The sequence below is a fragment of the Acinetobacter sp. V89_4 genome, assembly GCF_029967875.1.
GTDB classification, from domain to species: Bacteria; Pseudomonadota; Gammaproteobacteria; order Pseudomonadales; family Moraxellaceae; genus Acinetobacter; species Acinetobacter oleivorans.
In genome coordinates, this window is record NZ_JASCAI010000020.1 from 17829 (window position 1) to 36391 (window position 18563).

Annotated in this window: 20 protein-coding genes; 15 read left to right on the forward strand and 5 right to left on the reverse strand. The window is 38.4% G+C overall.

Annotated elements, in window-relative coordinates; genetic code table 11:
• Positions 1 to 577 precede the first annotated feature (577 nt).
• Genes QLG01_RS07590 through QLG01_RS07605 form a run of 4 tightly spaced genes read left to right on the forward strand, consistent with a single transcriptional unit; the run spans position 578 to position 4364 of the window.
• Complete coding sequence (locus QLG01_RS07590) at positions 578 to 1186, forward strand: paraquat-inducible protein A (RefSeq protein WP_016137639.1); 609 nt, start codon at positions 578 to 580, stop codon at positions 1184 to 1186.
• Entirely contained in the window at positions 1183 to 1992 is an 810-nt protein-coding gene (locus QLG01_RS07595; RefSeq protein WP_282496160.1) for a paraquat-inducible protein A, read from the forward strand. The genes QLG01_RS07590 and QLG01_RS07595 overlap by 4 nt, the downstream gene beginning before the upstream one ends.
• Positions 1993 to 1999: 7 nt before the next feature.
• Positions 2000 to 3667, forward strand: a complete 1668-nt coding sequence (locus QLG01_RS07600) for an MlaD family protein (RefSeq protein ID WP_282496161.1) — start codon at positions 2000 to 2002, stop codon at positions 3665 to 3667.
• On the forward strand, positions 3657 to 4364 hold the full coding sequence (locus QLG01_RS07605; protein WP_023274172.1) for an ABC-type transport auxiliary lipoprotein family protein: 708 nt from the start codon (positions 3657 to 3659) through the stop codon (positions 4362 to 4364). Before QLG01_RS07600 ends, QLG01_RS07605 begins: the two co-directional genes overlap by 11 nt.
• Before the next feature lie 60 nt (positions 4365 to 4424).
• Here the strand turns inward: QLG01_RS07605 and uraH are convergent, their stop codons facing one another.
• Both uraH and QLG01_RS07615 read right to left on the reverse strand, forming a co-directional pair.
• Positions 4425 to 4826: a hydroxyisourate hydrolase gene (gene uraH, locus QLG01_RS07610; RefSeq protein WP_005306885.1), complete on the reverse strand. Its 402-nt coding sequence runs from the start codon at positions 4824 to 4826 to the stop codon at positions 4425 to 4427.
• Between the two features lie 11 nt (positions 4827 to 4837).
• Complete coding sequence (locus QLG01_RS07615) at positions 4838 to 5305, reverse strand: heme-binding protein (protein WP_282496246.1); 468 nt, start codon at positions 5303 to 5305, stop codon at positions 4838 to 4840.
• Positions 5306 to 5430: 125 nt separating this feature from the next.
• On the opposite strand from QLG01_RS07615, the gene QLG01_RS07620 reads away from it, so the two are divergent.
• From QLG01_RS07620 to QLG01_RS07665, 10 genes are all read left to right on the forward strand, one after another.
• Positions 5431 to 6102, forward strand: coding sequence for a heavy metal response regulator transcription factor (locus tag QLG01_RS07620; protein ID WP_282496162.1), 672 nt, complete (start codon positions 5431 to 5433; stop codon positions 6100 to 6102).
• Positions 6099 to 7502 (forward strand): heavy metal sensor histidine kinase, encoded by a 1404-nt coding sequence (locus tag QLG01_RS07625; RefSeq protein ID WP_282496163.1) that lies wholly within the window; start codon positions 6099 to 6101, stop codon positions 7500 to 7502. The genes QLG01_RS07620 and QLG01_RS07625 overlap by 4 nt, the downstream gene beginning before the upstream one ends.
• A gap of 96 nt (positions 7503 to 7598) precedes the next feature.
• A complete protein-coding gene (locus QLG01_RS07630; protein ID WP_282496164.1) occupies positions 7599 to 8162 on the forward strand; it encodes a lipocalin family protein in 564 nt (187 codons plus the stop codon).
• A 119-nt stretch (positions 8163 to 8281) separates the two neighbouring features.
• Positions 8282 to 9253: an acyl-CoA desaturase gene (locus QLG01_RS07635; RefSeq protein ID WP_151822694.1), complete on the forward strand. Its 972-nt coding sequence runs from the start codon at positions 8282 to 8284 to the stop codon at positions 9251 to 9253.
• A complete protein-coding gene (locus QLG01_RS07640; RefSeq protein WP_199942741.1) occupies positions 9250 to 10512 on the forward strand; it encodes an FAD-dependent oxidoreductase in 1263 nt (420 codons plus the stop codon). Before QLG01_RS07635 ends, QLG01_RS07640 begins: the two co-directional genes overlap by 4 nt.
• A 21-nt stretch (positions 10513 to 10533) precedes the next feature.
• Positions 10534 to 11325, forward strand: a complete 792-nt coding sequence (locus QLG01_RS07645) for a DUF1365 domain-containing protein (protein WP_282496165.1) — start codon at positions 10534 to 10536, stop codon at positions 11323 to 11325.
• On the forward strand, positions 11322 to 12521 hold the full coding sequence (locus QLG01_RS07650; RefSeq protein WP_282496166.1) for a cyclopropane-fatty-acyl-phospholipid synthase family protein: 1200 nt from the start codon (positions 11322 to 11324) through the stop codon (positions 12519 to 12521). The genes QLG01_RS07645 and QLG01_RS07650 overlap by 4 nt, the downstream gene beginning before the upstream one ends.
• Positions 12522 to 12550: 29 nt before the next feature.
• Positions 12551 to 13330, forward strand: a complete 780-nt coding sequence (locus tag QLG01_RS07655) for a DUF1295 domain-containing protein (RefSeq protein WP_282496167.1) — start codon at positions 12551 to 12553, stop codon at positions 13328 to 13330.
• A gap of 8 nt (positions 13331 to 13338) precedes the next feature.
• Positions 13339 to 14388, forward strand: coding sequence for a cyclopropane-fatty-acyl-phospholipid synthase family protein (locus QLG01_RS07660; RefSeq protein ID WP_013197297.1), 1050 nt, complete (start codon positions 13339 to 13341; stop codon positions 14386 to 14388).
• Between the two features lie 29 nt (positions 14389 to 14417).
• A complete protein-coding gene (locus QLG01_RS07665) occupies positions 14418 to 15746 on the forward strand; it encodes a HAMP domain-containing sensor histidine kinase (RefSeq protein ID WP_282496168.1) in 1329 nt (442 codons plus the stop codon).
• Here the strand turns inward: QLG01_RS07665 and QLG01_RS07670 are convergent.
• From QLG01_RS07670 to QLG01_RS07680, 3 genes are read right to left on the reverse strand one after another with little or no spacing between them, the layout of a single operon-like run.
• The gene (locus QLG01_RS07670) at positions 15743 to 16438 is read right to left on the reverse strand and encodes a response regulator transcription factor (protein WP_000526530.1); all 696 of its coding nucleotides are present in this window, start codon (positions 16436 to 16438) and stop codon (positions 15743 to 15745) included. The two genes, QLG01_RS07665 and QLG01_RS07670, sit on opposite strands and share 4 nt — an antisense overlap.
• Positions 16439 to 16455: 17 nt before the next feature.
• Complete coding sequence (locus QLG01_RS07675; RefSeq protein WP_282496169.1) at positions 16456 to 16950, reverse strand: chalcone isomerase family protein; 495 nt, start codon at positions 16948 to 16950, stop codon at positions 16456 to 16458.
• Positions 16917 to 17489: a nuclear transport factor 2 family protein gene (locus tag QLG01_RS07680; protein ID WP_282496170.1), complete on the reverse strand. Its 573-nt coding sequence runs from the start codon at positions 17487 to 17489 to the stop codon at positions 16917 to 16919. The genes QLG01_RS07675 and QLG01_RS07680 overlap by 34 nt, the downstream gene beginning before the upstream one ends.
• Positions 17490 to 17767: 278 nt before the next feature.
• On the opposite strand from QLG01_RS07680, the gene QLG01_RS07685 reads away from it, so the two are divergent.
• On the forward strand, positions 17768 to 18520 hold the full coding sequence (locus tag QLG01_RS07685; RefSeq protein ID WP_282496171.1) for an aspartate/glutamate racemase family protein: 753 nt from the start codon (positions 17768 to 17770) through the stop codon (positions 18518 to 18520).
• Positions 18521 to 18563 lie beyond the last annotated feature (43 nt).

Sequence of the window (18563 nt, forward strand, 5' to 3'; positions counted from 1 at the left end):
GGTATTTAATTTTTATATTTAAATAAATTTATCATATTAAAAAGAGAGCTTTATTGTGATTTTGAATTTGAGAGCTAGTTTATCGATACTAACTTTTTTAATAAAACATTTACTCGTTTGCATGACCAAAGTACCAATCTTCTGCTCTATTTTGCCCAATCACAAACATGACATCCTGCTTAGGAATGCTAAATTTTTTGCAGGAACTGTTCTGTCACATGCTGCATTAAATCTGATTCTTGTTGCAGCGTTCAAGGGATAAAAGTGATCTAGAGCATCATGAACTTTTCAATAGGGAAAGATGTTAAGCAATAGTTAGGGTTTACTTATTTGACGCTCAGCTACTTGGGGCAAAAAGTGTATTATCTGAACTTAAGCTTATGACTTTATATAACTATTTTTATTTGATCACCGAATGTGTACAGATTATTTAGCAGTTTCAACAATATATTGAACAGTACTTATGGTAATTTCCATTGTCTGATATAGCTTTTAGATTGATTTATATTTTAATTTATCTTAGTAATAAAAAGAGCTTTGTGTGACACAGTAAAACGATAAACCTTAGAGTATAACTATGAAGCTTAAAGAATTAGCAGGTTGTGAAGAATGCGATACTGTCTATCGTAGAACCCCACTTGCTTATGGAAAAAGAGCTTATTGCTTATGCTGCGGTGCTGAGCTCTATCGGCACACCAAACCTTTTTCGACATTATTAGCTTTAATCTTAACGGCATTAATCGTATTTGTTATTGCCAATAGCTTTCCTATTGTAAAAATTGAATTACAGGGAAACACATCTGAAACCACCTTACTTGGAGCAGTTTGGGTGATGTTTCATTATGATCGGGCTTTCGTTGGTGTACTGATTTTAATCACTACCTTTATTGTGCCGCTTTCCTATCTTCTCTTACTTTCTTATGTATTGGGCACAGTAAGCGTATTGAAAAAAAGACCAACATTTTTGGTGATTGCCTTACGCACACTTTTTTTTATGAGAGTGTGGGGAATGGTTGAGGTGTTCTTAATCGGAATTTTGGTCACGCTTGTGAAGTTAATGGGAATGGTCTTGGTAATTCCTGAGATTGCTTTATGGGCGTTTGCGATCTTAAGTGTATTGTTGGTCTATATTACTTCCATAAAGGTGAGTGATATATGGAATGAAATTGATAGGTCACTGCCATGAAAACGATAAAAAATGTGACCCAAACCCAAAGCTCGCAGCAAGGGTCAGTGCTTAAGCAATATCCAAGAGCCAAAGATCTTTCATTAATTGTGTGTCACTGCTGTGGTGTTGTAAATTCTGCTCAAAATGAGAAAAGAGGACTCAAGCAAAGCCCTCAAGTTTTACGTTGTATTCGATGTAATAGCGTGCTGCATTCACGTAAACCAGCGAGTTTAAATCGAACTTTTGCTTTAGTGGTGGCTGCGACTATTCTCTATATTCCGGCCAATGTACTTCCCATGACGGTGACTGACTCACTTTTGGGAAGTCAGCAAGATACCATCATGAGTGGGGTCATTTACTTTTGGCAAAGTGGGGACTATCTGGTTTCAGTGGTTATTTTCATGGCTAGTATTTTTATTCCCATGTTGAAGCTACTGATTTTGTATTTTTTATTAGTGGCGGTCTATCTTCAACAATCGGCAGGTTGGAAATTTTTACCCGAGCAGTGCGTAAAATTATATCGAATTGTTGAGTTTATTGGCCGTTGGTCAATGATTGATGTATTTGTTGTGGCATTATTAACAGCACTCATTCAGATTCAATCGCTTGCTACCATTTTAGCAGGGCCAGGTTCGATTGCTTTTGGCGCGGTCGTGGTGTTAACCATGTTTGCATCGTTAAGTTTTGACCCACGTATTATTTGGGATAATTTCTACGTATCTCAAAATACAAATAAACCTTCTTCTTTTGCTTCAGAAAAACCAAAGATTATTCACGCAGAACATCCTCCGTTGAATAATGATTCCATTAATCCCAGTCAATAAAAGAACAATGAGTATGTCTGAAAATGAAATAACCACTGGTAACTCAGATCATCGTGATCCGGAAGTTGAACTGGATAACATGAATGATTTGCCAGAACCCCAAGAAAAGAAAAGTCGATGGAAGCCTTTATTAATCTGGCTTATTCCATTAATTGCTCTTTTAATCGCGCTTTCATTGGCTATAAAGGCGTTACTGTCTCATGGCCCTAGCATTGATGTGTCTTTTCGCACGGCTGAAGGGCTAGTTGCCGGTAAAACAACAGTTCGTTATAAGCAGGTGGATATTGGTGTAGTACGGCAGATTGATCTTTCAGATGATCGTTCACACGTTATTGCCAGAATTGATTTACGTAAAGGCGCCAGTAACTTTGCAGCAAAAGATTCACGATTTTGGGTCGTGCGACCGCGTATTGGGACGAGTGGAGTTTCAGGAATAGAAACCTTATTGTCAGGTTCATACATTGAAGTGGATGGCGGTAAATCAGAAGAGGATAAGTTTGAATTTACTGGATTAGAAGTGCCACCAGTCATATCTTCAGACGTTCCCGGAAAAGTATTTTTCTTAAATGCAGATGATTTGGGATCTTTAGATATAGGTTCTCCAATTTATTATCGTCGAATTAACGTAGGGCAAATTACAGCCTATAAATTATCTAATGATGGTAAATCTGTAGAGCTGCAAACTTTTATTCGTGCGCCGTATGACAAGTTTGTCACTACTGATGCACGTTTTTGGCAGGCGAGCGGGATCGATGTAACCTTAAATGCTTCAGGCTTTAATTTAGATACTCAATCTTTGGCAAGTATTGTCGCAGGTGGTATTGCATTTGGATTCCCTGAAAGTTCACATGCCACAATGGCAGCGAATCAGAGTCGCTTTAATCTTTGGGATTCAAAATCTGAAGCATTAAAAGAACCTGACGGGCAACCTCGTGGTGTGATTATGTATTTTGATCATTCATTGCGTGGGCTTTCTGTTGGAGCGCCAATTGATTTCATGGGTATTGAAATTGGTAATGTTAAATCAATTAATGCCGAGTTTTATGACCACTATAAACAGATTCGTATGCGTGTTGAGGCAGTTATCTATCCTTCACGTGTTGAAAATGGTCAAGCGCTTAATCCAAATAGTGAAATTTTCAAAGATTTTGTTGAACATGGCTGGCGTGCTCAAATGAGAACAGGCAATCTGCTCACGGGTCAAAATTATATTGCATTAGATAAGTTCCCTAAAGCTAAACCAGCGACATTACAAATTTTGAGTGATAACCGTGTAGTAATTCCGACTACACCAACCGAATTGAGTGGCTTACAAGCTCAAGTTTCTCAGATTGCTGATAAGTTAACGAAATTCCCGTTAGTTGAGATTGGGCAAGATGTACGTAAAACGCTCAATAATATGAACACCGCCATTGCCTCTACAGACAAACTGATTAAACAGTTAGATGGAAAAGTTGCCCCTGGTTTACAAGCAACTTTAGACGATGTTCGTAAAACTGTAAGATCGTCTGAGTCTATTTTGTCGAGCGATGCGCCGTTACAACAAGACGTACGTAAAGCATTGCAGCAAATGACACGTGCGGCAGCTTCACTACAGTTAATGGCAGATTATATTGAGCAACATCCCGAATCAATTATTCGTGGTAAGACACCAGAGGCCGATGATGAAAAATAAAAACACTCTATCTTTTCAACATCCTAAAGCAGCCAAATGGCTGCTTGGGAGCGGCCTGTTTTTAACGGCAGTTGCCATGACGGCATGTTCGAGTTCGCCAACGCCAAACTATTATACGATTTCCCCTAAAATTACTCCGGCAGTTAGCTCGAGTATTCGAGTCATTGAAGTTTTACCAGTTGGACTCCCTGACCGTTTAGACCGTGCGCCTTTGGTGCTGCAAGACAGTAGTGGCAAGTCTACGGTGTTAAACAATGAGCGCTGGACATCAACCATGAGTACGCAATTACGCGATACTTTGTCGGCGGGTTTGCAACAAAAATTAGGCGCAATTGACAGTTATAGCAGCGGCCTAGCTGGAAACAATCAGCCTTTATATCGAGTTTCTACAGACTTTTCTCATTTTGATATTGTAGATAAAAGCTATATTAATATTGCAGTGTCTTGGGTGGTGAAGCGTCAAATACCGCCTAGTCAATTAGAGTCAAACAATGCAAAAGTCATCACGAATGCAGGATCTCAGTTAAATTGTCGAATTGCTTTTCAGCAGCCGATTGATCAAAAAGCTAAAAAGATGGATGCGATTGTGAATGCTTCAAGTGAGGCAATGACTCAAATAATTAATACGGTTTCTTCTTCAATTGTGGCATTAGATTCAAACAAAAAATCGGTGATTAGCAATGGTGTTTGTTCGTAAAACATATCGCTTTTAACCAACCCCTTTATTTGTGTACAACAGATAAAGGGGTTTTCTATTTTAGTTGCCTCGATAGGTTGAGTAACCGTAAGGGCTGAGTAATAAAGGAATATGGTAGTGGTTTACGCTTCCATCGACTTTAAAAATTACAGGTACTTCGGCAAAAAAAGTTTGTTGTTTATTCTTTTTAAACCAGTCTTCAGTTTTAAAAGTAACTTTATAAACCCCTTGCTCTAATTTTTTATTTTCTGGATAGAGCGCAGTAATACGTCCATTTGAATCGGTCACTTGCTGATTAAGTTTAATCCACTGGTTATTGGTGTTTTTTTCTAAAACCACTTCAACCTGAGAAGAGGGCAAACCCGTCTCTAGATTTAACACATGCACACTTAGCGGATTAGTTTGTGCAAATGTAGCCGAAGCAATAAATAACGAAGATAAAGCAATAAATGATTTAGGCATGTTGAAGCTCCTTATGAATGAAAAACGGTTTCAATGGCTTTGCTTGCGCATTGATTGTCATTTTGTGCGCCGCCAGCACCCGCAACGCCAATCGCGCCGATCACTTGGTTCTCAAAGCGAACAGGTACGCCGCCTCCTAACAACAATAAATTTGCCAGTGTGGTTAAATTTTTTGCATCGGGGTTTTGGTTACTATTTTGGCTTAAAACTAAGGTCGATGTTTTGGTAGATAACGCGGTATATGCTTTTTTCTCGGCAGCCATTAAGTTATGCGGGCCCACCAACTCATGCCGTTCGGCAGTTAATGGATTACCGCCGCGATCTACAACAACAACCGCAATATTTTGATTTAATTTTTTGCATGCCTCTTTTGCACTGTCGGCTAGCAGGTGGGCAGTTTTTAGATCTAACGAATAAACTTGATTCAAAGCAGGGGGCTGTGCAAAAGTACTATTACCGAATAGCACGACTGCTAACATCAGCCAGTTCAATTTTTTCATAATGATTGCCTCTATGTCGCTTTGAAAATCTTAAACAAATTGCTTAACTTCAAGCGTGACAATCACATTACAAAGTTGTCATCTTTCAAATGAGTCTCTATAAAATGCGTATCCTTATTATTGAAGACGAGATCAAGATTGCCACTTATTTGGTCAAAGGATTAAAAGAATCTGGATATCAAGCGGAGTGTGTTCACCTAGGGCTTCAAGGTTTGGAAATGCTAAAGAGAGATCAATATGACTTACTTATTCTTGATGTGATGTTGCCGGACATAGACGGCTGGAGCGTATTACAAGTATTACGTCAGTTTTCAAAAATTCCGGTGATTTTCTTAACGGCAAAAGATCAGGTGATGGATAGAGTGAAAGGGTTAGAGCTGGGTGCAGATGATTACTTGGCTAAACCATTTTCCTATATTGAACTGTTGGCACGGATTAAAAGTCTGTTAAGAAGACAGCAATATTTGCAAGAAAATGAGCTGTCTGTTAGCGATTTAAAAGTGGATGTGGTCGCTCATAAAGTATGGCGTAATGGAAACTTAATTGAGCTGAGCAAAACCGAATTTAATTTGTTGCGTTACATGTTGCTTAATAAAGAACAAATCGTGACACGCAGACAAATTGGCTCCGAAGTTTGGAACATTAACTTTGACACCGATACCAACTTTATTGATGTCGCTGTACGCCGTTTACGAAGCAAAATTGATGAGGGATATGAATTAAAACTCATTCATACCATACGTGGTTTGGGCTATAAAATTTCGGTTAGCTTATGAACTTTACATTTCTGCGTTCTCTTGAAGTCCGTATTACATTACTGGTCACGCTCTGTTCTGCCTTAATTTTATGTTCCGTCGGCTTTATGACCTATTTAGGCATTAATCAGATTTTATTAAAGCAGCAAGATAAAGCTTTAGCAGACAGAATTAACCGTTTGGAAATTTTGCTGCAAGATAGCGAAAATGTAGAGCAAATCATTGCGCGGCCTAAGCTGTATCAAAACATGCTTGGCAATCAAGACAACTTGTTTCTGCTCATCCATAAAGACAAAACTTTAATTAATATCAATCCGCTCCATATTCAGTTACCTGAACTTGCACAGCGCACGGATCTTCAATTTCAAGATTTAGCCAACAACTCATATCCAACGCGCATTGCTTGGAAAACCATAAAAATTAATAACGAGCCTTATCTACTGATTGCAGGTAAACAATGGTCGGAACGCATTAATATTCTTTTACCTTTTCAAGAAAGTCTTTTGATGTATGTGGTCGGGGGCGTGTTTGCAATCTTTGTGCTTTGTATTCTAGCGTGTCATTTAGGTTTAAGATCGCTGCAACAGCTTCGCAAACAGACTCACTCTATTAACGTAAATCAGCTACAAAAACGATTAAACCTCCCAAATTCACCTTTAGAAGTTGAGCTACTTTCCAAAGATATAAACCATATGCTTGAGCGTATTGAAAAGGGCTATACGCAGCTCAACCGTTTTTCTGAAGATATCGCTCATGAGTTCCGTACGCCTTTAAATAATTTGATTGGGCAAACCGAGATTGCTTTAACTGGTGAACGTTCGGTTGAGCAATATGAAGATTTGCTGGTTTCTCATTTAGACGATTACCACAGATTAAAACGCATGATTGATAGTATGCTTTTCTTGGCAAGAGCCGATCAGAAAATGGTGCTTGTAAACAAACAGGAAATAAACGTCCAAGACGTTATAGATGGCCTATGCCAGATTTTTGAATATCAAGCTGAAGAACAAAAGTGTCATTTTAGTTTTAACTTAGAAGCTCAAACGTTATTTGCAGATCCTGAGTTATTTCAAAGAGCTGTTTATAACCTGATTTTAAATGCGCTGGTTCACGGTGGTGACAAGCGGACTATTTATATCGCAACCAAATATAAAATGATTGAGCATAGGCAATGGGTCAGTCTGACTGTGGTAACGGCTGGTGTTTCAATTGCGGATCATCAACTTGAGCATCTTTTTGAAAGATTTTACCAATGCCATTCAAGCCGAAGCGATGAGAACCAGACAGGTGGACTAGGTTTATCGATTGTTGCTTCAATTATGGATCTACATCATGGCCTCTATCGAGTTTATAACACAGTCGAAGGTGTGTGCTTTGAGCTTGCTTTTCCAATTGCAGATGCTGCAAAGGAATACAATTAAATCCTTATTAATGTTCCTTAATTTTTAAAATTCACACTTTGTTCACAGCCCTCTGACGTATGTTTAATCATATGAAATAAACAGAAGAGGGTAGTCATGAAATTATTATTTAAGTCACTGGTCATGAGCAGCAGTCTTACAGCGGTCAGCTTAATGCTTCCTTTGAGCACCTTTGCCGACACAAATACTAAACCTGTCGCTGTTGATTCTATCGATATTAATAAATACGCGGGTAAGTGGTATGAAATTGCGCATTTACCCATGTTTTTTCAGCGTAATTGTGTAGCCAATACAACTGCAAACTATTCTATTAACGCGGACAAAACCGTTGGTGTTTTAAATAGCTGTACGAATAAAAATGGAGAAACGATCTCATCTGAAGGCGTTGCTTATTCGCAAAATGAAGGCAACAGTAAATTGAAGGTGAGCTTTCTACCTTCTGGACTAAGATGGATTCCTTTTACAAAAGGCGATTATTGGGTTTTAAGAGTTGACCCAAATTATCAGGTCGCTTTAGTGGGTGGCCCAAGCCAGAAATATTTATGGATTCTTTCTCGTAGTCCTCAAATTGATGAGGCGACATATCAATCTTATCTGCAAACCGCAAAGAGCTATGGCTACGACGTTTCTAAACTCGTTAAGACAACACATTCTAAATAGCGAAGTGCTGGTTGCGTAGATGCTCATATTTATCTCGTAACTGAGTGAACTTCACATAAAATTCATTGCGCATTTTCTAAATTAGAACCAAAAGAAATGCTTTAGATCAGGAAGAATCAATGTCTAAATTTTTTCTGCGCTGGATCGATAGCTGGTCAGATTCAGAAAATGCGCAAGTGGGTGCTTCTAGCGAATATGTCATTGAAAAGAAAATTCAATGGTTAAGAATTATTCCTTTTATTTTATTACATATCGCTTGTTTAGCAGCATTTTGGGTGGGCGTATCTTGGTTCGCGGTTGTTTTCATGCTTGGATTTTATTTTCTTCGCATGTTTGCAATTACTGCTTTTTTTCACCGCTATCTTTCGCATAAAACTTTTCAGACATCACGTATTGTTCAATTCATTTTTGTACTGATCGGGACGATGAGTGCGCAGCGCGGGCCGTTATGGTGGGCAGCACATCACCGTTATCACCATCATTTTACCGACACTGATCAAGACCCGCATTCATCGAAAGCAGGCTTTTGGTATTCCCATGTAGGCTGGTTTTTAAATGAGCAGAATTTTGCTACTCGAAAAAAAGTCATTAAAGACTGGTTGAAATATCCTGAGTTGATTTGGCTAGACCGATTTAGTTTGCCTATTGTGATTTTGACGGCCTTAGCAATTTATGGTTTAGGTTCGTGGCTTGCACAACATTTTCCTGAGTTGGGCACGAATGGTTTACAGCTTTTAGTGTGGGGATTTGTGATTTCCACTGTTCTATTAACACATGCAACCTTGTGTATTAATTCACTCGCTCATCGTTATGGGTCACGTGAGTTTAATACCCCAGATGATAGCCGTAATAACTTCCTACTTTCTTTAATTACCTTGGGTGAAGGATGGCACAACAACCATCACTTTTACGCGGGCAGTGTGCGTCAAGGCTTTTATTGGTGGCAGATTGATATCACTTTTTATGTGCTCAAGCTGATGTCTCTATTTGGTTTGGTGTGGGGACTAAAGCCAGTACCAAACAAGGTTTATCAATATAAAAAGATTAAAGACTTATCGCTAGAGAAAATTGAAAACGGTGAAGTGTTATGAAAATTGCCATTATTGGTTCAGGTATATCTGGACTTTACGCAGCTTGGAGATTGTCAGAACAACATCAGGTCACTGTGTATGAAAAAAATAACTATTTTGGCGGTCATACTGACACTCACGAGCTAGAGATAGAAGGCACTAAAGTCGCGGTAGATAGTGGTTTTATTGTGTTTAATGACTATAACTATCCGTTATTTACCAACATGCTTAAAAAATTAGGTGTAGAAACTCAAAGTAGCGATATGAGTTTTTCAGTAAATAATTTGGTGAGTGGACTTCAATATAATCCTTCAAAAAAATGGTCACTCTTTGCCCGTCCGCAGAACTTTTTAAACCGTAAATTCCTGCAAATGCTCTCAGATTTGCTGCGTTTTTATGATGACAATAAAGATATAGATGTGGCGGATATTGATCCTAATTTATCGATTGAAGAGTATTTAGACCTTCACAAATATAGTCATGAGTTCCGTTATGAACATCTTTATCCGATGTGCGGTGCCTTATGGTCAGCTCCGGTTGAGCAGGTAGGCCAAATTCCATATCGATTTGTGGTGAGCTTTTTTCAGCATCACCGCATGTTACAGCTAAAAGAGCGGCCGCAATGGCAAACGATTAAACACGGTTCAGCAAGTTACATTCGTGCTATTCAAAAGAATTTCCCATCCATTGAGTGGAAGTTTGCAGAAGTAAAAGCTGTGAGCCGTTCACTAGAAACAGTTTTGATCGAAACTTCAGAAGGACAAGCCCAATACGACTGGGTAATTTTTGCAAGCCACGCTGACGATAGCCTAAGTTTAATTAAAGATGCATCAGAGCTTGAAAGGGAAATCTTAAGCCAATTTGGTTATCAAGATAATCGAATGGTGGTTCACCGTGATCTTTCAATTATGCCTAAAAGCCGTTTGCAGTGGGCAAGCTGGCATGTACATGTAACTCCTGCATCTCAAGTTCAAAACGAAGTATCCGACATACATTATGGTTTTACCTACTGGATGAATAATTTGCAGAATTTATCCTGCGCTACTCAGATTTTTTCTACGTTAAATCCGAATATGAAAATTAAAGCTGAAGACATCTTGGTTGAGCGTAAATATCGTCATCCTGTGTTTGATACAAAAGCGATTAAAGCTCAATCTCGTTGGCAAGAAATTAATGGACAAAATCGGACTTCGTTTTGTGGAGCGTATTGGGGCTGGGGGTTTCATGAAGATGGTGCCCGCAGTGCAGCACGTGTTGTAGAGCAACTCTTAGCGTTATAAAAATAGGTAAGGAGCTTTCAAATGTTATTAAATAAACTTGCTATCGCTCCTGCACTTATTCGTCACAGACGCTATAGCCCGAAACCGCATCAATTCACATCGACCTTAAATTATTTATGGTTCGATCCAGACCAATTAGATGATATTACAAAAGATTGCTCACTTTGGTCGACCGATCATTGGAATGTACTAACACTATCTAAAAATGATTTTTTAAACATGTATCGCGGTTCTATAAAGGATCGAGTCGAGAAAGCGATACTGCAAAATAACAACTCACATCTTCGGCCAGACTGGCAAATCAGAGTCTTGGCTTTGCCTCGTAGTTTGGGTTTTAGGTTTAATTCGGTCGTATTTTATTTTGTTTTAAATAAAACTGGAAAACCCGTATTTATTGTCAGTGAAATTACCAATACCCCGTGGAATGAACGAAAAGTTTATATACACGACTGCTCAAAACAACAAAGAAATATGGGTGATTATCAGAGTTTTGATTTTCATTTTGAAAAATCATTTCATGTTTCGCCGTTCATGCCTATGCAGTTGACTTACCACTGGCGGTTTAGTTTTTCAGATCAGCAAAATGTCATTCATATGCAGCTCTTTGAAGAACAAAAACAACTCTTTGATGCCACTATGTGCTTTGAACTTGTGCCCATCACATTTCCTTCACAGCAATATCGATATGCTCTTATAAACAGCCTAGCGCCTTTTAAAATGTTGTTTTCAATATATTTAGAGGCATTTAAGTTGTGGCGAAAAAAAGTTCCATTTTATCGCCATCCTAAAAAGATCAAGGTAGATAAGACATGATAAAAACATTTCTTTATGGTGAAGATGAGTCACTACCATTGTTACTCAAGAGTCTTCTTAAGCTACGTCATGGACAGATTACTTTTCAGGGCGCGTGGAGTGGTACGGTTGGCGAGGTTTCAGACTTACATGCTGTGATTGAAGTTCGCAATCCTTTGTTGATGGATCTGATTTTAAAAAATGGAGTTTTAGGGGCAGCGGAAGGCTATATCCGTGGGGATTGGAGCAGTGAACAACTAGTAGAATTGGTTCAGATATTGGCACGTAATCGAGATGTATTAGACCAGTTCAACCAGAATGTTATTGCACAGGCGAGCCAGCTTTTTCTTAAAGCTTGGTATAAAAATAGAAAGAATTCTTTAAGCGGTAGCCGTAAAAATATTGCCGAGCATTACGACTTAAGCAATGATTTTTTTAAATTATTTTTAGATCCTTCTTTAATGTATTCGAGTGCATTTTTTGAAAATGAAAATATGACACTCGAAGACGCATCTGATTTAAAAAAAGAGCTCATTTGTAAAAAACTAGATTTAAAACCAATGGATCATTTGGTTGAAATCGGAAGCGGTTGGGGCGGTTTTGCAATTTATGCGGCTCAACATTACGGCTGTAGAGTGACCACCATTACCATTTCACAAGCTCAATATGATGAAGCGATTACTCGTGTAAATGACGCAGGCTTAGCACATCGAATTGATGTGCAACTCAAAGACTACCGTTTGCTCGAAGGCAAGTTCGATAAGCTGGTTTCAATTGAAATGGTTGAGGCCGTTGGTGCGCAATATTTATCGACATACTTTGATCAGTGTAAAGCGCTATTAAAACCAAAAGGTCTAGCATTTATTCAGGCCATAACCATTGAAGATTTTCGATATAAAAAAGCATTAAATACAGTTGATTATATTAAGCGCTATATTTTCCCAGGTAGCTTTATTCCTAGCATAAGTGTATTGACTCAAACTGCCTCTGAGAGTGGTTTAAGGCTAAAGCATTTAAATGATATCGGTTTAAGTTACGCACAAACAATTCATCACTGGAGAGCACGGTTTTTAACCGCACGAGAAGAAGTATTGGCTCTGGGTTTCGATGAAAACTTCATTCGCATGTGGGATTTCTATTTATGTTATTGCGAGGGTGGTTTTAAAGAAGGCGTGATAAGCAATGTTCACTTGTTGTTTGAGAGTGCTAGTTATTAACTCAAACAGCTCAAGTAAGGAGACTGCTGATGTTTTTGAATTTACTGATTCTAGATTTAATGATCATGTTACTGAGCTGGCTACTTGCCACTCTAAATGGTCGAGCTGGAATTGTAGATGCTGCATGGAGTTTCTGTCTGGCAGTAAACATTATTGTGTCTTCTTTACTCATTTCAGTTGCTCCTGTTGAGGTGCGTCTGTTTATTGGTATTTTTAGCGGCTTATGGTTTCTAAGATTATTTTGGCATCTGTTAAGACGTTATCAATCTGAACAAAAAGAAGATGGCCGTTACGCGAGCATGCGTAAAGCCATGGGAAAATTTCAGCATTTTGGCTTCTTCTTATTTTTTATCTTTCAAACATTTTTAGTGCTTTTGTTCTTCTTACCAATGTGGACGCTACTGAATGTAGAAGCAACTGAATGGAGTAGTGGATATAAAGTCACTTTAGTGATTGCGGCCGTCATCATGGCGATTGCCTTTATTGGAGAGCAGCTCGCTGATCAGCAACTATACCGATTTAAATTAAATCCAGATCATCATGGCAAAACGATGGATCAGGGTTTGTGGCGTTATTCACGTCACCCCAATTATTTTTTTGAATGGTTACATTGGTTTGCCTATCCAATCATTGGTTTAGCGGCAGGCCAATATTTATTGTGGATTTATCCGTTAATGATGTGGCTGTTTTTATATTACGTCACGGGTATTCCATTTAGTGAAAAACAAGCAATTAAAAGTCGCGGTCAAAATTATCGTGATTATCAGCAAAAAACATCAATGTTTATTCCGCGAAAACCCAAAAAATAGGTGCGCATATGGATTTTATTGTTCATCAGTCTTTGAGAATTGTTGAAAGTGGTGTGCTTCCAGATCATGCAATTCGAACTGCAATCCGTGCTTTAAGCAAAAAACGCTTAATTCAAGAAGGCCGTTATGACCCTGAACAAGGGGCGCAGCGATACATTGATGTGCTTAATATGCTAAAACGGAGTGAAATCGCCGTTGAAACGGACAAGGCAAACGAGCAGCACTATGAATTACCGACCGAGTTTTTTCAGGCGGTGCTTGGAAAAAGACTCAAATATAGTGCCTGTTATTTTCCGACTAAAACGACAACTTTAGATCAGGCAGAAGAGCTCGCACTTCAGCTTTATTGTGAAAGAGCACAACTCAAAAATGGTCAACACATTTTAGAATTAGGCTGTGGTTGGGGTTCTTTAACTTTGTGGATGGCAGAAAACTATCCACGCTCACAGATTACAGCTGTTTCAAATTCTGCCACTCAGAAAAAGCATATTCTCGGGCAAGCAGAATTGAGAGGTTTAAACAATATTGAAGTGCTCACCTGTGATGTGAATGTACTTGAATTAGACCAAGCCCAGTTTGATCGTGTTGTATCGGTTGAAATGTTTGAACACGTTCGTAACTATCAACGTCTTTTTGAGAAAATTCAGGGCTGGTTAAAGGCAGATGGCTTACTTTGGTGTCATATTTTTTGCCATCGCTTTTTACATTATCCTTTTGAAGTGAAATCAGATTATGATTGGATGTCCAAGTATTTCTTTACTGGCGGATTAATGCCGTCGACTTCAACTTTTTTGCATTTTCAAGAGCATTTAGAGTTGGCTCAACAGTGGCAATGGTCAGGTGAGCATTATATGAGAACGGCAAATGCTTGGCTTGAGAATATGGATAACCAAGAAGTCGAACTGAAGCCACTGTTTAAAAAAATCTATGGAAAAGATGCCAATATTTGGTGGCAACGCTGGCGTATTTTCTTCATGGCTTGTGCTGAGCTATTCGGTTTTGAGCAAGGACAAGAATGGGTCATTGGTCACTTTTTATTTAAAAAGAGAGCATTGTAATTTCTACTGCCTATCCCGGCGATAAAGATATGATAAGAACTCGAAACGATGGCAAAGCGAGTCATCCATTAGCCCAAATGTTCAATCGATATTATTGGTTGCAGATTGGTCTGATTGCATTATCGATCGTGGTCGGGTTGGCGTGTAGTGCTTGGGTGATTAAAGGCTCTTTACTTAAAACTGCTTTAGAGCAGGAAATGGAACACTATTGGTTACGCATCGAACATAATCCAAATGCAGATTTACCAGATACCAAAAATTTATATGGATATCGGTGGAATACAGAGGTCGCACCTCAACCTTTTAAAGACATGCGTTTAGAAAGTGGTGTGCACCGAGTATTTGTTGATGGTAAAGAACGGATGACGGTCTATGGTGAGCATAACGGTCAGCATGTTCTATTGGTATTTGGCGAAAGTAATGTCAATAAGCTGATCTGGTTATTTGGACTTGCTCCACTCATGTTCAGTTTATCTGTTTTATATAGTTTTTTATGGTGGTCAAACCGAAGAGCAAGACGCTATTTTTCCCCAATTACGCGCTTAGCGAATGCTTTAGAAAATATTGATTGGGCACATCAAGACACTCAAGCTTCTCCTTTTAGAGATATTAATACCAATGGCAATATGGAAGCAGAATATCTCAAACAAGCCTTGGAAAAATATCATCAGGTTTTAAGCGATTTTATTCGACGCGAAAGAGAATTTACGGGAGATGTGAGTCATGAGTTGCGCACTCCGCTCACAATCTTAAAGGGTAATGTGCAACTTTGTCAGGCGAAATATGGAGAGGATAAAGCCCTGGTTCGACTTCATAATACAATTGAAGATATGCAGTTATTAGTCGATACCTTGCTAGCAATCGCACGTAATACAATAAAAAGCTTACCATCTGAAAAGAATTTTTTATCTAGAATTGTGAAGGATTTAGTCGAAAGTTTAGATGCGGTCAGCGAGAGTAAGGGCATACATATTCATATTCAACCCGATCTTTCTGAACAGCCGCGTTGGTTATATCCCTCTATGACACAAATGGTGTTAAGCAATATTTTACGTAATGCGCTGAACTATTCTCAAGGCTCACAAATCGACATCATTCAACAAAAAAACAGCCTAATTATTGCAGATAATGGAATTGGAATTTCTTTACCAAACGATGTGAAGGTGCAAGAGCTCAGTGATTCACAACTTTCTTTAAAGGCTAAAGGCCATGGAATTGGTTTGCAATTGGTACAGAAGCTTTGCAAACAATTAGGGTGGCGAGTCGAATTGTTTGATCGACAATATTATTTAACCACTCATCCTGAACTCGATTTGGAGCCGACCACGGGCTTAATTGTTGTGGTCTATTTAAGTTAAGTCGCGGAATCTTCCAAAGCAATTTTTAAACCGACACCTGCTACTGTGTGTAATAGTTTTGGGTCAAAAGGTTTATCAACCATTTTTCTTAAGTTGTAGATATGACTGCGTAACGCATCGCTCTCAGGTTCTTCGTCGCCCCATAATTCCATCATCAGTTCTTGCTTGGTCACCACTTTTGGAGACTGACGCATCAAAATTTTTAATAGTTTAAATTGAATAGGGGGTAACTCGATATTATTGCCGGCACGAACTACAGTTTGAGTTGCGCTATCAAGAATTAAGTCGTGAATCTGAATTTTATGATGAGTAACTTCACCAGCTGCTCTTTTTATTAATGCACGAATCCGCATCACTAATTCATTAAAATCAAAAGGTTTGACTAAATAATCATCTGTGCCAGCAGTAAAACCTTTAAGTTTGTCATCTAAAGTATCTCTTGCTGTGAGCATAAGAACTGGAATATCAACACCTTGTTCGGTACGTAACCAGTTGCATAGGTCATAACCCGAGCCATCGGGCAGATTTATGTCGAGCAGTAAAAGGTGATAATGCTGAGATTTAAGAAAAGTCCGTGCAGCATCTAAATTACGCGCATGGTCGACGACATAACCATGCACTTCAAGAAATTCGCAGACCGTTGCTGCAAGTTCAAAATGGTCCTCAACCATGAGGATAAAGTGATTACCCATGAGATTTTATTAAGCCATTAATTTAATAGTTGTTGTTTTAATTTAGCATTAAACGGTTCGCTACCAAACCAGATTTTAAAATATTGATTTGCATTCGGATTGTCTATAGAACCGAGCAGCTTCTGGTTTAATTTTAGTTCTAGTTTTTGATTTTCATGTTGATAGTAAAGACTGTAAAGATCTCCACTCTTAATTGGTCTGTATAGTTCATTAATATGATTAAGCGGAGATTTTGCATCAAAGCCGCTAACATTTTTCTTCAAAAAGTGGGTTGCTGCGCGTTTAAATGCCCACTCGGGAATATCGCGGTTATAGCTAAAGTCCATTTTGATGCTTTGACTTTGCCAATTTTTTAAGCAATCTTCAGCAAAGTAACTAACATTTCCCACTTTCTTGCTCGTCACCATTAAAGGAGCTGAACTGCATTTTTTTAGTTCAGCCGCATTCGCTTGAGATACGATTAAGATTCCCAGAAATATCAAGATTCGACTTTTTTGAACGGTAATACCCATTTATATACTCCTCCAAATATTGGTAAAGAACGATAAAGGCCATTCGCCGGATCCCAATAATCTTGCTGGAAAATAATTTTTTGCTGCTCATTAATCTTAATTTGACTAATTCCATAAGAAGCCATGGTTTTTGAGCGACCTAACATTTTAAAGTCATAGGTCATGTACCAATGAATGTAGGCTGTATCTTGGTGATGAGTTGCACTAATGAGTTTTACAGTGACATTACTCACTCGGGCATTCATACCTTCAAAATGCTTAATCAGATCTTTTTTCTGAGAGAACTGCGAGAGTGTATCGTTGATATAAAGTTGATCAGCGTAAAGATGACTCGCGTTATTCACAAAAGAAGGGGTACCAAGCGTATTAAATGCGGCAACAAAACGGTTGCCAATGTCTAGCGCTTGTTGGTCATTTAATTCTATTCCAGTAATTTTTTGTTCGGCTTTGCTGTAGTCACCCGAGTAACTAGGCACACTTTTACACGCTGTTAAACCTACCAAGGTAATCAACCCTAGGGCTGTAGTTATAATTTTCATGTCTATATCCGAGCCAACTTTATAAGATTAAATTAAAGAGCTGGTCGTGAAGTTTGCGTGAATTCTTGTTTTATGATTTGGGTTTAATGGAGAGCATTTTCTGTTTTAGAATTTTCATCAATTAGGTCTATTCAACTTAGACGTTTCTTTGGACGTCACACCGTTTAAAATTAATAAATAAGATAAGCTAGAAAAAATTTAATAAAGCAATTTTATTCTAGCTGCGCTTTACCCATAAGAGATATAGATAAGTTTTGCATAAATAGAAGGATTCAATAATGAAAACAATCGGTTTATTAGGCGGAATGAGTTGGGAATCTACAGCGCTTTATTACCAGCAAATCAATAAAATGGTTCATCGTAAATTAGGAAAATTGCACTCTGCTAAGGTCGTTATTAATAGTGTCGATTTTGAAGAAATAGCAGCCTTGCAAGCGAAGGGTTTATGGCAAGAAGCTGGCGCATATTTAGCTGAGCAAGCACAAAATTTAGAAAAGGCAGGAGCAGATTGTATTTTGGTGTGTACGAACACCATGCATAAAGTTGCTGCACAGATTGAAGATTCAATTACGATTCCGTTCTTACACATTGCTGATGCAACGGCAAAAGAAATTTTGAGTCAAAACATTGGTAAAGTTGCACTGTTAGGGACAGCTTTTACAATGGAGCAAGATTTTTATAAAGCTCGATTGCAGGATTATGGAATTGAAGTAATTATTCCCAATGAAGTCGATAGAAAGATAGTTCATAGCATCATTTATGAAGAACTTTGTTTAGGTGTGATCAACCCAAATTCACAGCAACAGTACAGAGCGATTGTAGAAAGACTCATAGCTGAAGGCGCCCAAGGCGTTATCTTGGGTTGTACTGAAATTTGTATGTTGATTGGTGAGCTTAAATTCTCAGTTCCTTTATTTGATACGACCACCATTCATGCAAAAGAGGCGGTCAGTTTTAGCTTAAACGAAAATAAAAACTCTAGTAGCACCAATCTACATAAGTCTGCTGCAATTGCTGGGAGTATTCTTTAGCAATATTTGGAATATCCTTTGTCATTAAACGTTAAGCTTGTGT